The 15,655-nt window shown below is 56.8% G+C and carries 10 protein-coding genes; 8 read left to right on the top strand and 2 right to left on the bottom strand.

Translation table 11 applies throughout. The features are described from left to right. Positions 1–58 precede the first annotated feature (58 nt). Positions 59–1,090, bottom strand: a complete 1,032-nt coding sequence (gene rsgA, locus HU765_RS16350) for a small ribosomal subunit biogenesis GTPase RsgA (protein WP_186547682.1) — start codon at positions 1,088–1,090, stop codon at positions 59–61. A 107-nt stretch (positions 1,091–1,197) separates the two neighbouring features. On the opposite strand from rsgA, the gene orn reads away from it, so the two are divergent. The 6 genes from orn to HU765_RS16320 all read left to right on the top strand — a co-directional run bounded on the left by orn (position 1,198) and on the right by HU765_RS16320 (position 12,541). After that, on the top strand, positions 1,198–1,740 hold the full coding sequence (gene orn, locus HU765_RS16345) for an oligoribonuclease (protein WP_186547680.1): 543 nt from the start codon (positions 1,198–1,200) through the stop codon (positions 1,738–1,740). A gap of 214 nt (positions 1,741–1,954) precedes the next feature. After that, positions 1,955–2,569, top strand: a complete 615-nt coding sequence (locus HU765_RS16340) for a trimeric intracellular cation channel family protein (protein ID WP_186547712.1) — start codon at positions 1,955–1,957, stop codon at positions 2,567–2,569. 165 nt (positions 2,570–2,734) lie between these two features. Beyond that, positions 2,735–3,766, top strand: coding sequence for a hypothetical protein (locus tag HU765_RS16335; RefSeq protein ID WP_186621715.1), 1,032 nt, complete (start codon positions 2,735–2,737; stop codon positions 3,764–3,766). A gap of 185 nt (positions 3,767–3,951) precedes the next feature. After that, the gene (locus HU765_RS16330; RefSeq protein ID WP_186621713.1) at positions 3,952–6,378 is read left to right on the top strand and encodes a leucine-rich repeat domain-containing protein; all 2,427 of its coding nucleotides are present in this window, start codon (positions 3,952–3,954) and stop codon (positions 6,376–6,378) included. Positions 6,379–6,719: 341 nt separating this feature from the next. Further along, entirely contained in the window at positions 6,720–7,709 is a 990-nt protein-coding gene (locus HU765_RS16325; protein ID WP_186621711.1) for a hypothetical protein, read from the top strand. 80 nt (positions 7,710–7,789) lie between these two features. Beyond that, positions 7,790–12,541, top strand: coding sequence for an RHS repeat-associated core domain-containing protein (locus HU765_RS16320; protein WP_186621709.1), 4,752 nt, complete (start codon positions 7,790–7,792; stop codon positions 12,539–12,541). A gap of 28 nt (positions 12,542–12,569) precedes the next feature. Here the strand turns inward: HU765_RS16320 and queG are convergent, their stop codons facing one another. Beyond that, positions 12,570–13,634 (bottom strand): tRNA epoxyqueuosine(34) reductase QueG, encoded by a 1,065-nt coding sequence (gene queG, locus HU765_RS16315; RefSeq protein WP_186621707.1) that lies wholly within the window; start codon positions 13,632–13,634, stop codon positions 12,570–12,572. A 63-nt stretch (positions 13,635–13,697) separates the two neighbouring features. Between queG and HU765_RS16310 the strand changes: the two genes are divergently transcribed. Both HU765_RS16310 and tsaE read left to right on the top strand, forming a co-directional pair. After that, positions 13,698–15,197, top strand: a complete 1,500-nt coding sequence (locus tag HU765_RS16310) for an NAD(P)H-hydrate dehydratase (RefSeq protein WP_186621705.1) — start codon at positions 13,698–13,700, stop codon at positions 15,195–15,197. Further along, complete coding sequence (tsaE, locus tag HU765_RS16305; RefSeq protein ID WP_186621703.1) at positions 15,185–15,655, top strand: tRNA (adenosine(37)-N6)-threonylcarbamoyltransferase complex ATPase subunit type 1 TsaE; 471 nt, start codon at positions 15,185–15,187, stop codon at positions 15,653–15,655. The genes HU765_RS16310 and tsaE overlap by 13 nt, the downstream gene beginning before the upstream one ends.

The raw sequence follows: 15,655 nt of genomic DNA, 5'->3' as shown, positions 1-15,655 counted from the left end.
TTGTCAGGCGTGATCCGACAACCGGCAGCCCGTGGGAAGGGGCCGCCGGTGCGCCTGTTTAATGGTTGTTTTCGGGCAGGCTGGCGATGATCGAGCGATAGCTGTTCATGCGCTGCTGTTGCACGCGGCCGTCTTCCAACGCCTTGAGCAGCGCGCAACCCGGCTCGCGGTCGTGCTTGCAGTCGCGGAAACGGCAGGTGCCGAGCAGGTCGTCAAACTCGATGAAGCCGGCTTCGACGTCGGCGCGGCTGACGTGGCCCAGGCCGAATTCGCGGATGCCCGGGGAGTCGATCAGTTCACCGCCGCCGGGGAAGTGAAACAGGCGTGCGGTGGTCGTGGTGTGCGTGCCCTGACCGGACAGTTCGGACAAAGGACCGACACGGGTCTCAACGTCCGGCAGCAGGCTGTTGACCAGCGACGACTTGCCGACGCCGGACTGGCCGACGAATACGCTGATGCGTCCGTCGAGCTGCTGTTGCAGCTGTTCCATGCCATTGCCGTGATGCGCCGAGACTTCCAGCACCGGATAACCCAGTGTGCGATACACCGCCAGCAGCGCGTTGAGGGCCGGGGCGTTGTGTTCGTCGATCAGATCGAATTTGTTCAGCAGCAGCAACGGACGAATGCCGGCGTGTTCGGCAGCGACCAGGTAGCGATCGATCAGGTTGGCGTGGGGCTCGGGCAGCGGGGCAAAAACGATGACGATCATGTCAACGTTGGCCGCGACCGGCTTGAGCTGGCCCCGGCTGTCCGGGCGGCAGAGTTCGGTACTGCGCGGCAGTTGTGCGACGATCACACCGATGCCCTGGTTGCCGGCACGCCAGACGACTTTGTCGCCCGTCACCAGCGCCGGCAGGTTGGCGCGCAAATGGCAGCGGAACACTTGTCCGGCGAGTTCGCCGTCGGTGGCCTCGACCTCAACCTGCACGCCGAAATGGGCGATCACCAGACCGTGCTGTTCCGGGCCCAAGTCGCCGCCCTCGAGGGCTTCGACCGCCGAGGACTCGCGTTTGGCAGCGCGTGCGGCGCGCTCGCCTTGAATCTTTTCGATGCGCCAGTTTTGGCGACGATTGAGTTGGCGTTTGGCCATGGGTGTTCCGTCTGAAGAATGCAGCGATTAGGTAAAACGGCCGCGAGTTTAGCACGCCCGGCCACCTGCCTAGGCTAAACTGCGCAGCATTGCCTAGGAGCCCGAATATGCAAAACCCGCAGAACCTGATCTGGATCGACCTGGAAATGACCGGTCTGGACCCGGACAACGACGTGATCATCGAAATGGCCACTATCGTTACCGATAGCGACCTCAACACCTTGGCCGAAGGTCCGGTGATCGCCATTCACCACAGCGACGAAGTGCTCGCGCGCATGGATGAATGGAACACTCGCACCCATGGCAACTCCGGCCTGACCCAGCGTGTACGTGACAGCCGTATCAGCATGGCCGAAGCCGAAGCCCAGACCATCGCCTTTCTGGAACAGTGGGTGCCGAAGGGCAAGTCACCGATCTGCGGCAACAGCATCTGCCAGGATCGGCGCTTCCTTTATACCCACATGAAAGCGCTGGAAAGCTACTTCCATTACCGCAACCTCGACGTCTCGACGCTCAAGGAACTGGCCGCGCGCTGGGCACCGGACGTGCGCGACAGCTTCAAGAAGGGCAGCACCCACCTGGCGCTGGACGACATTCGCGAATCGATCGCCGAGTTGCAGCACTATCGCAAGCATTTCATCAAGTTCTGATGCGCTTGATGGTTTTTTGTGGCGAGGGAGCTTGCTCCCGCCCGGCGGCGTAGCAGTCGTAAATCTGCACATCCGTCATGGCTGAAAAATGTAGGGGAGTGCTTCGCGCTCCAGCGGGAGCAAGCTCCCTGGCCAGAAAAGGGCAATGCGCCTCCGCCCTCTTCTGGTGCGGTGCTGAAATGGCTAGACTGCGCGCCTTCCTGTCTGGACCGCCATCATGCTGCTGATGCTCTATCTGATCGCCATTACCGCTGAAGCCATGACTGGCGCGTTGTCTGCCGGCCGCCGCGGCATGGACTGGTTTGGCGTGGTGCTGATCGCCTGTATTACGGCGCTGGGCGGCGGTTCGGTGCGTGACGTGTTGCTGGGGCATTACCCGCTGACCTGGGTCAAGCACCCGGAATACCTGGTGCTGACGTCGGTCGCGGCGATGTTTACCGTATTCACCGCGCGCTGGATGCGTCACCTGCGCTCGCTGTTTCTGGTACTCGATGCGGTCGGTCTGGTGGCGTTCACCCTGATCGGTTGCATGACCGCGCTGGAAATGGGCCACGGCATGCTGGTGGCGTCGGTCAGTGGCGTGATCACCGGGGTGTTCGGCGGCATCCTGCGTGACATCTTCTGCAATGACATTCCGCTTATCTTTCGACGTGAGCTCTATGCGAGCGTTTCCTTCGCCGCAGCGTGGTGCTACATGCTGTGTCTGTACTTGAATGTGCCAGGCGAGCAAGCGATTCTGATTACTCTGTTTGGCGGATTTCTGTTACGTCTTTTGGCCATTCGTTTTCATTGGGAAATGCCTAAGTTCGTTTATAACGACGAACACTGATTCCGATTGGGGCAAGCAGGTTTTTTTGCTGTAATCGTGCCTGCGTAAATGCATGTTTCTTACAGTTTTGCTTTTCGCTTTCTTTGCGCTGAATGTTATTAATTCAGGGACATCAACTCTGATGTCGATTTTCTGAAATTATACGAAAGCAAAGGAAGTGCAAACATGGGTGAAGTCACGGAAGAGACACAGGTTCAGCCAGCCATGGTCGGGGCTTTTGAAAGCCTTACATTGCTGAAAGTTAAATTCGATGCGGCAGAAAGCACGCGCAGCAAAGAACTTTTCGGCAATGGCCGCATGCAAGCCAAAGTACAAGTACTTGTAGCGGGTGCCGATGCCGATGGCAATGCGGTTCATGTACCGGCCGAAGTGATGGACAGCATCAGCCTCATTCATTACAGCAGCGGCCAACCGCTGAGCAATGGCTGGAAGGCCAGCGATGAGCAAGGTAGATTCACCCTGGAGTCGCACTACAGCGCCAATACTGTGCCCGATGAGGATGACTCCGTGCATCCGCAGGTACGGACCTTCTGGGTATCTTCGGCCGGTGCCGGAGAAACCCAGGTTGCCGCACGTGTGACGGTAAACCAGCAGGTCATTCGCAGTAACGGCACGACGCTTTCCAGTGTCCACGACAGCAGCGTGAGCCTGATTGCGAAGGAACCCGTTGCCTATTCCATCGACAGTTTCCGCTGGTACTCGGTTCGGCGCGGGAACGAAGAACCGGGCAATCGCATCTGGAACTATTATCTGGGGCTGTATCCGCAAGGCGGACAGCAAATCAAACTGATGGACTGGATTTCCGAAGGTGGCCGAGGCAGCCGCATGTTTGCCAAAGGTAACAAGCTGCGGGAGTCTTCAACCAATCATCTTCAAGGCATCTTTGTTCTGCCTGAACAAAAGACGCAGGAAGTATGGTTGCCGTTCGACGGCCCGCCGCTCTCCGATATACTCAGTTTCGGCGCGCAGGGCTGGTTATATTTATCAACCAAGAAGAAACGCTATTCGGTCAAGGTCAGTGACAGAGACGGGGAGTTGACCGTGGTGCAGGCGCTCTCCGGGTATTCCACTATTGAGCCAGCAAGCAGCGACGCTGAAGTATTTCACTTTCAGGCCATCGATCAGTATGGTACTGAGCACAAACTTGCCCTTCGTACGGATTTTGCAGCGCGCCAATTTTATTTGGAGCGCGGATAACTTCAGCGCGACGAACTTGAGCTGTTACAAGTGGTAGATATATATGCCGCTGAAGAGGGTGCAAGTCTGTAAGCTGAAACTTCGGCAATCCCATGATTGATCGAAGTTCGATACTTTACAGACAAACGTTTGTTGGCTCCGCGGTGCTGCGGAGCCAGCACACCACCACTCAAGGATGAGCATTAATGGTTGGCAAACCACCCCGTAACCCTGCAACCGGCCTTTCGAAAAAACCGGATCTCGACGCTGACGGCTCGCGACGGCCGCTGGACAGCGAAACAGTCCTTTCACCACTGCCGCACCTTACCGAGCCTCGACTTGCGGAGATCAGGCCGAAACCTGCGATTGTGGATTCGGTTAATCCCGAGCAGGCGATCAGCGTCAGTCTGATGAATCCCGTCGCAGACGAATTGATTCATGCCACAGCGGGGGAGGCGCTGGCGGGTTTCCGGGTGCTGGCGCCCACGAGTTTGATGAAGGTCGGCTCTCGGGGCGTCTGGATATTCAAGGGGCGCGAATATGTCGCGATTGCCGATGGTCAGTTTGTTCAGGTCGTCACCGATCCAGGCAGCGGCCTGTTCAGGGCAACAAACTCCCGCGAACTCGAGCCCTCCGGCCCATGGCTGATACCGGGCGAGGAGGGGCAGTTGTGGCGCCCGCTCGATAGCCAGAGCGTCATTTTTCTCGATTCTATATCAGCGCAAACCGCACAGCTTTTTCGCCAGATGGGCCGTTCCGTAGCGCAGTTCAGCGACGTGACGGTCGGACGCATGTTAGCCGTGAGCGGGGTCAGTGAATCGTTACTGCGCGATGTGCTCGTCAATGAGCGTCCCGCACCTTTTTTGCTGAAGGACACCATCAGGCGATTCGAGCTTGATCACCTGATTCAGGCAGAGGGGCACCCGATACCCTCTGAGCGGTTCGGCCGGTTCAAAAACCTGGAAGAAGCGTTCGAAGCCGACTGTGATGAAAACACTCTTCGCATGCGCCGGGTATTTCCGGGTCTGCCGAAAACTGCCGCACAAGCGATATGGCGCACCACCAGCGCCAGCGAGCGTTTGCATATGCACAATCAACCGGGCATGCCACAGCGAGTTGCGCAAGAGATCCTGATAGCCCTGCGGGAAATCCGTCTGGCCAGGGCCGGGGAAGGCCTTTATTTAGAGGCAGTATCGAACCCGGACAGTGATCGATTAATGCTGCATATGCTCGGCAACCTTGCCAAATGGCCGCAGCAAATCCGTATCGAGATTCGCCGGGGGGCGACGGACTCTGACGTTCTGGGCGCTATAGGCGATGCCCGTTCACCGTTTCGTCACGTACTGATTCGCCAGAATGATGGTTATGCCACTCACCGTGGCGATGGCTCTTCACCTCAGGGATCGAAAGATCTGTGTTCGGCACTCTTTTTGCTGTTGCTGCCCGAACAACGCCAGCTACTCGGTGTGACAAAAGACGGTGGTGCAGCGCTGCGACAATTGATCCGTGCCCAGCCGCTGCCGACGCGCGCAGCCGTGAGCAAATTGCTCGAGCTCGCACCGCTACCCCACGTCGACCTTGGCACCGTGCAATTCGGGCAAAGGGGTCAGTTGCATGGGGGGGGAGACAGCCAACCGGCATCGACAAAGTCCGTCGTGGAGCGGGTACATGATCTTTATCCGCAGCTTTCGCATGAGGAGGCGGCAAAGTTCATCAACGAACGTTTGAAGAATGATCCGGCCGGTGTATTGATTCGTCTGGAAAAAGAATTTGCAACGTTGTGCGATGAACTGGCGATATGGAATGCCGATGGGCCGCCACCTCATACCCTGGTATCGGAACCAGACGGCGCTACCACACAGGCGGAGCGACGCCAGGCTCGCGAGCGATTCAGCGCAAAGCTGCGAGATATCTGGCAGCGCAAGTCGGTGTCAAAGTGGGGGGAGGGAGACTATCATTTTTCTCACTATGTCGATTTTTCGGGTGAGTTACCAAGGCTTTCCACCAGATTTGAATATGTAACGGAGTTGATCCTGACCGTAGAAAAACCGGGCGCACGGATGGGGGCGTTTCTTGACAGTTTTCCCAATGTTCAATCAATAGGGATTTTTGGCATTGAAATCGGGGAATTCCCATCAGGAATATTCCAAATGCGCCAGTTAAGCGAGCTAACACTGGACGGGTGCTCGCTAACACTATCCGAGGTCACCGTCGAGGGATTGTCCAGAATCGAAACGCTTACCCGATTGAATCTGGCAAACAACCCTCTGACAGTTGCTCCGCAGGTAGGCTACATGGCAGGTTTAACCGGATTGATGCTGAGCAACGCAAATCTCTCCAACGTACCTTCAGGCATAGACGCGCTAAGGAAACTGGGTGTCGTGGCGTTGCATGATAATAATATTTCCGACGTGGGATATGAGTTGTTTGAGATACCGGATACTCAGGATCTATTCGTTGGTTTAGTGAATAACCCGCTGAGTGAAGCGTCAAGGCAACGGATTAGTCAGTATTTAGAAAACTCCAGTATGGATCGGAAGGTGGAAATCCAGGTGGAGGATGTGGTTTCACAATCTGACTCCGATAGTGAATCTTCTGAAAGCGGGATTTCGACAGGGTCGGACAGTGACTGAAATGTTGGTAAAGGTGACGGATTCTTTATCTTCATAACATATACTGACAAGGGTAGCTGTCCGGTGACTTCCCCTTCTGATTCTGTGTAGCTTAAGTCAGAAGGGGAGAAAAGTCCCCGCGTGCTGGAATCAGAGGTTCAGGGATGAGGTTGTTAAAGTTTGCGTCGTGATATTTGCAATTTTTGAGTGTGTGAGTATTTGTGTAAGTTGGTGATGGAGATGTTAAATTATTGCCTTCTCATAATTTGTCGAATGTCTCGGCTGTTTTAATTTAAGTTAAGCCTCAATACTTTGCTGAGTCCTTAAAGGGCGAAATCTATCAGCCAGCAAGGTATCGTAAAATGATTGATGAACAAGTAGGTATATCCCGTATCGAGGTAAAGCTCGACGCCACAACGTCTGGCCAGCACAAAATGCTCTATGCCAACGGTCGCATGCAGGTGCGTGTATTGGTTCTTCTTCACGGCATCGATAACAATGGCGACGGCGCGTCACTGTATGGACATCCGGCGTTGCAGTCGCTGCGATTGATCGCCTATAACGGCTCTCGGCCTCTGGAAGGAGACTGGAGCGTATCGCTTCAGGAGAACCGTTATGCTCACGAAATGACGGGGGGTGCAACTCGGCTGACTGAAGTCCCGCGCGTCACGCATAACCGGATAAGCGACGACTCTGACCCGGTACAGATTTTTCAGTTCTGGGTTTCGGCTGCCCGACCTGGAATCATGGAAGTCGCAGCCGAGATTGTCATGAACGACGTGGTGTTGCGATCCAACGGAGTCGGCTTCGACAGCAGTGTCACGCTGGAGGCGATCCCGCCGAAAAAATATCCAGTTAGCAGCTTCTCTCTGACCAAATATGCTGAGCAACAGCAGAGAGCCCGATACGACTGGGTTCAACGTTTTCATATTGGTCTTCACGCGGATGGCCGGCAGATCCATCTGCTCGACTGGTACAGCAGTGAAGTAAAACTCCATCCTTATGACTCTGCAGACGCGGTGAAGATTTATGTGTCTGGGAAAATTTATTCCACTTCATTAAATAGTCGAACAGGATTTTATGGTTTTCTGGCGCCGATTTATGGCGTGAACGCCACGCTTCGCACTCTCGTCGGTAACCAGAATATCCCGATCAATGGAGTGCCAGGACAATTGACCCTCGTTCAATATGCTTCTGCTGACTTGCAGGCTGATCCGAAAAATAAAGATGGATTCGAGTTTGCAGTGATCGATGAGTTCGGTTCGGAGCACAGGCTTTCAATCGATGGTGATAACGAGCGATTCATTCTGGTTCTGAGTGAATCGAGGCGGCCGATGAGACAGTTTGCCTGATTTCGTCATGGGATCAGCGAGTCATCGCTGATCCATTGGACTTGCAATTTTCTGAATCTGAAAGTAAAGGACGATTTTCCATGGCAAACACTTCATCTTCCGCTGTTCATTCAAACGCTTTCAACTTTGGTGAATTTGTTTCCGGAGGCGTTGATCCCCGCACGGGCATGTACACCTGCGCCCTTTCGTTGGGAAAGTTTCATTCAGCGGATCTCAATGGCCCCGAGTTTGCATTTTCACTGGGTTTTAATCCGCTCAATCAGGCGGATGTCGGTTTCGGTACGGGCTGGTCGCTGACCATGCCCTGTTATGATTTGCAGAGCAAAGTCATGACCTTGTCCAACGGTGAACGCTACAAGGCTGTCGAGACGCCTGCCGGCCTGAAGTTCAAGGAAATGAAGCTGCAAACCGCGAGGGTATTGGTAACTGGGGCAGAGCGCTATGAAGTTCGATACAAGGATGGTCGGCGTGAGTTGCTGAAAGTCCTGGCCGGCAGTCATTTCGCCGTAGCGGAGAAAATAATTGCGGCGAACGGTGTCAGCGTTACGCTGAAGCATGAGTTGTTCAACGGGTTTCCCAAGTTGACCGAAATCAATGACACCAAGCGCTGCCTCTTGAGGGTCACACGCAAGGCAGGCCAGGTGATATTGACCCGGCATCCCGACACTGCTTCTAGTTCCAACTACAAGTTGATCTTGAAAAACGCTCGGGTAACGGCTATCGAGCTACCGCTCGGTAAAGGTTGGGAGCTGGAATATGAGGTGATTGACGGGGCCAGTTATTTGCACCGCCTTGTCAACCCATTGCGCGGTGTAGAGATCATTCGCTACAAGCGCCAAGGCCATCGCTTCGTCAGTGGCGTTGACCGGACATTGCCGTTTGTCATCGCTCACGATATTTACCCAGGGCGTGGCCAACCCAGGCTCTGCAAGACTTACGAGTACTCCGACCATAACTTTCTCGGCCAGGGACTGCTGCCGGCCAGAGACAGTGATGGGGATCCTCTCTATCAGGCGCCCGGCTACTACGTATACACCTCGGATGAGAAGTGGGTGGTAAAAGGCAAAGTTCACACCCGCATCAAACGCACCTACAACAAGTTTCATCTCCTCGTCGCAGAGACGACCACCTGTGGCGACGCGCAGATCGAAACCGCCACCGAATATCACTGCTCCGTCACCAAGCCATTCAATGACCAGGTGGCTCAGTTCCGCATGCCGAAGGTGCATACGGTGACGTACCTTGATCGACGCACCCAGCAAAAGCGTGTGGAAACCACCGTCACCGAGTTCGATCAGGAAGGCAACCTGCTCAAGCAGGTTGAGCCGAGTGGGGTCACGACTTCGACGGAATTTTATCCGGCCAGTGGTGGCGATAATTGCCCAGAGGATCCGCTGGGTTTTACCCGATTCCCGAGAAAGAGGACGGTCAGTGCTGCCGCGTCGGAGGGTGCGTCGACTGTCACGTACTACGACTATGCACTGCAGCCAGCATTGAAGGGTACGGAACTGGCATCTGTCGTACCGGTTGAGGAGCGTTTGTGCGAAGTGGTGGAAGGCGTTGAGGTCTTACGCTCGAAAACCGAACGCAGTTATCTGAACTCGCCTGAGGACCCACTCAAGCACGGGGCTACGAAAGAGCAAAGTGTCACCCTGAATGATAAAAAAACCTCTACCGAATTTTCCTATGAACTTGAGGGTGAGAGATTGCGGGTCAAGTCCAGCACACGCGGATTTGACGGCAAGCTGCAGACCACTGAAAAAATGCTCTCGACGCTAACCGGATTACTGGTCTCGGAAACGGGTGTCGATGGCGAGCACATCGAACATCAATACGATGCCATCGGCCGTGCGGTGTGCAAAACAGTCGCTTCTGGCACACCTTATGCGGCTGCCACCCAATGGGCCTATCTGGCCGCCACCAAACAGCAGCCGGCGACAGTGGTGACCACGGATCCAGGCGGTGGCGAGCAAAGAGTGACCTATGACGGCCTGGAACGGGTCATCACCGTTCAGGAAAAGGACTGCGACCATCCCGACAAAGACGGTCTCATCGAGGCTCGCACGCTTTATTGCGCCCTGCATGATTCGGTCGGTCACAAGGTGGAAGTGACGCTGACCGATTGGCGTGATGGCAAGCCTTATCCGATTAGCACCCGCTACGAATTCGATTCCTGGGGCCAGGTCAGCAAGACGCTGCATGCCGATGGGCGTATCGAGCATAGTGAGGCGGATCCGGTGCTTCGCCAGCAATCCCATTGGTTTCAGGGAATGGGCAAGACACTCACCCTCGTCAATGATTTCGGTAAGCCACTCAGTCTCGAGCGCTTCAATCTGAAGAACAAGAGTCTCGGCAAAACCGCTTTCACCTATGACGGGTACGGACGCACAACCAGCCAGACAGACCCTCTGGGCAATACCACTCGATATGAGTACGACGTTTATGACCGGATAATCCGCAGTGTCCTGCCCGACGCCAGTACGGTCGTGACCGACTATGCCGAGCATAGCGATGAGGGACTACCGATCGGCATCAAGGTTGATGACATAGTGTTGGGCCAGCAAGCTTATGACGGTTTAAGTCGATTAATACAAAGTACCGTGGGTGGACGAAAGTCCGAGGCTGGTTATGAAGCGGGCTTCACTCAACCGCAGTGGCACAGGAGTGCTGATGGCAACAAAACCGAATTCACCTATTTGCGCGATCTGGGCAGTTTACTGACGGAGCGCAAGGTCGGCGCATTGCTCACGACCATGACGTACGACCCCGCCAGTGGCAATCCCTTGACCTGTACCGAAAACGGCCGGGAACGCAGCTTTACCTATTACCCCTCCGGACGCCTCAAAACCGAAACGACAACCTTCGGCGCTATCAGTAAAGAAACGTCCAGTACCTATTCCTTGCAGGGGCGACCGATCACCCATGTCGATGTACTCGGAGCCGAATGCAGATCCGACTATGATCAGCACGGCCGCCTGCTATTTACCACGCAGGGTTCGTTGAAAACCGAATTCCACTATGACGTCCAGACGGGGATGCTGGGCTGGACGAAAACCGAAGATACGTCGATCAAGCGGCAGATGATCACCCGATTCGCCTATGACGATATCGGTCGCGAAACCCGCCGTACATTCGAGATTCAGGGCCAGCCCGACCAGACGCTGGAATCGACTTATACGCTTGCTGGCAAACTGGCGCAGAAAGTGTCCAGGCGTGGCACGCAAGTATTGCGCGACGAGCAATTCGCCTACGATGCGCGCGGGCGTCTGATCCAGTACGACTGTACCGGCATGCAGAAGCCCCGTGATCCATACGGTAAGGAAATTGTTCGGCAGACGTTCACCTTCGATGTGCTGGACAACATTCTTACCGTGCAGACGAAGTTCCCGCTGGGCGTCAATCTGACTACGTTCAGTTATGACAATCCTGATCCTGCACAGCTCAGCGCAGTCAAACATTCCCATGCCGACTATCCGCCGGCAGTGACGTTGGAGTACGACGCCAGCGGCAGGATGATCAAGGACGACCAGGGGCGAACCCTGGCCTATGACGCTTTGGGACGGCTCGAGCAATTGTCCGGCGCAGGCGGTTCAGTCATTCGTGGCTACCATTACGACGGTTTCGATGATCTGGTTGAGCTGTCGCAACCCGATCAGGTGACTACGCAGCGTTACTACTACGCAGGCCGGGTCGCCAATGAGGTGAGTGGTGAAAATTCATCCAGTATGGTCCGTCACGGTGGAACGCTCGTAGGGCAACAGCAACGTGGTTTGAATGTCGGCGCGCAGCTGTTTGGCACCGATCAGCAGCAAAGCGTGCTGGCAACGCTGGGCAAGGAACAGCTCACCGATTGCGCCTACAGCCCTTATGGGCACCGTCCTGCCGACGGCGGATTGTTCAGCCTGGCGGGGTTCAACGGCGAACAGCTGGATCCGGTTACCGGGCTGTATCTGCTGGGCAACGGTTACCGGGCCTATAGCCCGACACTGATGCGTTTTCTTGCCCCCGATAGCATGAGTCCATTCGGCGGTGGCGGAGTCAATGCCTACAGTTATTGCCTGGGCGACCCTGTCAATCGGGTTGACCCTACCGGGCATATCTCTTGGCAATCGGTCCTGGGCATCGGTCTCAGTATTCTCGGGATTGTTGCCAGCGTGGTGACGATGGGCGCGGCGACGCCATGGGCAGTGGCGGCATTGGGACTGGCGGTCGCTTCAGGCTTGGCCGGTATTGCCAGCGAGGTGGTCAATGGGCTGGACCCGGGTTCTCAAGCCGGCGAGATATTGGGCTGGATCAGTTTTGGCCTGGGACTGGCTTCGCTCGGTGCAGGTTTGGCGGCGGGTGCAAAAGCTGCTGTGAATGCGGGCAGGAAGATGGCTTCAGCCTTTAGTAAAGGTCTCAGTCCTAAAAAGGAGGACGCAGCCAGAGCGGCACGACGTCTTAAGGGGAATGCGAAAAAAGCCAAGGCGCCCGTGGAGGACGTGGCAGATCAGCCTTGGCAATTAGTCAGGCCCGAGGCAGAAGACTACCTCTTTGCCGTTCGTAAGACGATGGCCGACGAATTCTTCGGACTCGTGGAAAGCAATATGTCCCCCCTACAGGCAGCCAGGAAGTCGAGGATGTATTACGAGGAATTCGGCGCAGCCGGTGATGGAAGAAAAGTAACGCATGTTTTTTTTACGGCCTCGAAAGGACGGGGAGAGCGTATTTATCTTCTGGAGGACAGTAAACAGAGAGTTTGCAAGGTCCTGCAGGCGGGCGGTCATTGGACCGACGGGGAGACCAACGCAATAATGAGATCGGCCAAAAATATGGTTACAACGCGCGTATGAGCACTCTGTGCTTGCCCTTTTAGGGGGATTAAGGTCTGGAATGCTGTTCAAGTGCCCACTCCACATGTTCTTTAACCAACTCTGACGGATAATCACGTCGCGCCTTCAACGCTTCCAGCACCGGAATCGTTGAAGGCGCATTGCCTAGCCCCACCGCCAGATTGCGTAACCAGCGCTCATAGCCCGCCCGCCGCAACGGCGAACCTTCGGTGCTGCTCAAGAACTTCTCTTCGTCCCACATGAACAGTTCGGCAAGTTCGGCATTGTCGAGGTTGTGCCGTGGCTGAAAATCGCCTTCCCCGGACGGCTTGGCGAAACGGTTCCAAGGGCAGACTATCTGGCAGTCGTCACAGCCAAACACCCGATTGCCGATCAACGGGCGCAGCTCTTCGGGAATGGCAGTTTTCAGCTCGATGGTCAGATAGGAAATGCAACGCCGGGCGTCCAGCACATAGGGGCCGACGAAGGCATTGGTCGGGCAGATGTCGAGGCACGCCGTGCAGCGCCCGCAATGCTCAGTGCTGTGCGGTTCATCCACCGGCAGCGGCAAATCAACAAACAGTTCGCTGAGGAAGAAATAACTGCCGGCCTTGCGGTTGAGCACCAGGGTGTTTTTGCCGATCCAACCCAGCCCGGCCTGCTCGGCGATGGCTTTTTCCAGCACCGGCGCGCTGTCGACAAAGGCACGAAAACCGAAGGGGCCGATCTGCGCCTGAATCCTGTCGGCCAGTTGTTGAACGCGTTTACGGATCAATTTGTGGTAATCGCGGCCCAAGGCATAACGCGACACGTAGGCTTTTTCCGGTTGCGCCAGCATTTGCGCCATTTGCGTATCGCCGGGAAGGTAGTCCATGCGCAGCGAGATCACGCGCAAAGTGCCCGGCACCAGTTCCTCGGGGTGCGAGCGTTTGCTGCCATGGGCGCCCATGTAATCCATCTCGCCGTGATAACCGGCCTCGAGCCACCGTTGCAGATGCTGCTCATGCTCGGCCAGGTCCAGGCCACTGATGCCGACTTGCTGGAAGCCCAGCTCACGGCCCCAGTCCTTGATCGATTGGGCGAGGGCGGGCAGGTCTGTGGTGATGGCGGACATGAGGCGAGAGAAACCGGAGCTGAGGTGCGTATAATTCTGCCAGACATCGGAGCCCGAAGACGCATGCCGCAGACGAAAGATGAATTACCCGACGCGCTGTACCGCGCCGCACAGGTGCGCGAACTCGACGCACGGCTGATTGCCGCCGGCACGCCGGGCTTCGAACTGATGCAGCGTGCCGCCCGGGCAACGTGGCGCGCGCTGGTGCGCCAGTGGCCGACAGCGAACGCGCTGACGGTACTGGCCGGTCACGGCAACAATGCCGGCGACGGTTATCTGGTGGCCCTGCTCGCGCAACGTGCCGGGTGGTCGGTGCAGGTGTTGGCGGTTGGCGATCCGCAGCGTTTGCAGGGCGACGCGGCCTCGGCCCATGCCGAGGCGCTGGCCGAAGGTGTTGCGGTGCAACGCTGGCAGGCGCAAAGCCAATTGCGCGGCGTCGTCCTCGATGCGTTGCTTGGCACCGGGTTGAGTGGCGAGGTGCGTGAACCCTATGCCGCTGCCATTGCTGCGATCAACGCCAGCGGTTTGCCGGTGGCGGCCGTCGATATCCCTTCGGGACTGTGTGCCGACACCGGTCGGGAGCTGGGCGTTGCCGTGCGCGCCGAGCTTACGGTGACGTTCATTGGCCTGAAGATCGGGCTGTTGACCGGCGACGCAGCGGATCACGTCGGCGAGTTGGTATTTAATGACTTGCATGCCACTGCCGAAACCTTCCGTGACATTCCCGTCAGCGCGCGACGGCTGAACGCCGCTAACCTTCCAATACTTGCCGCGCGCGCGCCGACTTCACACAAGGGGCGTTTCGGCCATGTGCTGCTGATTGGCGGCGATCACGGTTTTGGCGGGGCGATTCTGCTGAGTACGCAAATGGCCTTGCGCAGCGGCGCGGGCATGGTGTCGCTGGCGACTCGTCCCGAGCACGTGCCGGCAGCGCTGACCCGTGTACCTGAAGCCATGGCGCTTGGCGCCTCGTCAGCCAATCAACTGATGGGCCTGTTGGAAAAGGTCTCGGTGCTGGTCGTCGGGCCGGGCCTTGGTCAGGCGAGTTGGGCCCGCGCCTTGTTATCGGCAGCCGCCAACGCCGCGTTGCCGCAGGTGTGGGATGCCGATGCGCTGAACCTGCTGGCCAGGGGGTTTGTCCAGCTGCCCAAGGAATGCGTGATTACTCCGCATCCGGGCGAGGCGGCGCGTCTGCTGCAAATCGGTACCGCCGAGGTCCAGGCTGATCGCCCGGCGGCGGCGCTGGCCTTGAGCAAACAATATTCGGCGGTTGTCGTGCTCAAAGGCTCCGGCAGTCTGATTGCTCACCCGGACGGCCGTCTGGCACTGTGTCATCAAGGGCATCCGGCCATGGCCACGGCCGGGCTCGGTGATGTGCTGGCCGGTCTGATCGGCGCGTTGCTGGCGCAAGGCATGGACGCATTCGATGCTGCATGTCTCGCGGTTTGGCTGCACGCCAATGCCGGTCTGCAGCAAGGGAAATTCGGCCGTGGGCTGGCGGCCAGTGATCTGATTCCAGCCATTCGTCAGTTGTTGGAGGAGCAAGCACCGTGTCTGAAGTAACCCTGTACCTGGCCGATGAACAGGCCATGAGCGACTTTGGCGCACGGATCGCCCGCGTGACCCAGGGCCATGGCCTGATTTTTCTCGAGGGCAACCTGGGCATGGGCAAAACCACGCTGTCGCGGGGCATCATCCGAGGGCTGGGGCATGTCGGGGCAGTCAAGAGCCCGACCTTCACGTTGGTCGAACCCTACGAGATTGGCAACATTCGCGCCTTTCACTTCGACCTGTATCGCCTGGTCGATCCGGAAGAGCTGGAGTTTCTCGGCATCCGCGACTACTTCGAAGACGATGCCCTGTGCCTGATCGAGTGGCCCGATAAAGGTGCAGGCTTTTTGCCAAAGCCTGACCTGACCATTACCATTAGCCCGCAAGACAGCGGGCGTTCGCTGAAAATTTTAGCCCAGGGCTCGCGTGGCGAGGCCTGGTGTGCCGATTTGGCATTGGAATCCAATTAA

The sequence above is a fragment of the Pseudomonas sp. SWRI81 genome, assembly GCF_014268545.1.
Classification (GTDB): Bacteria; Pseudomonadota; Gammaproteobacteria; order Pseudomonadales; family Pseudomonadaceae; genus Aquipseudomonas; species Aquipseudomonas hamedanensis.
This window is presented reverse-complemented; position numbering and strand designations above follow the sequence as displayed.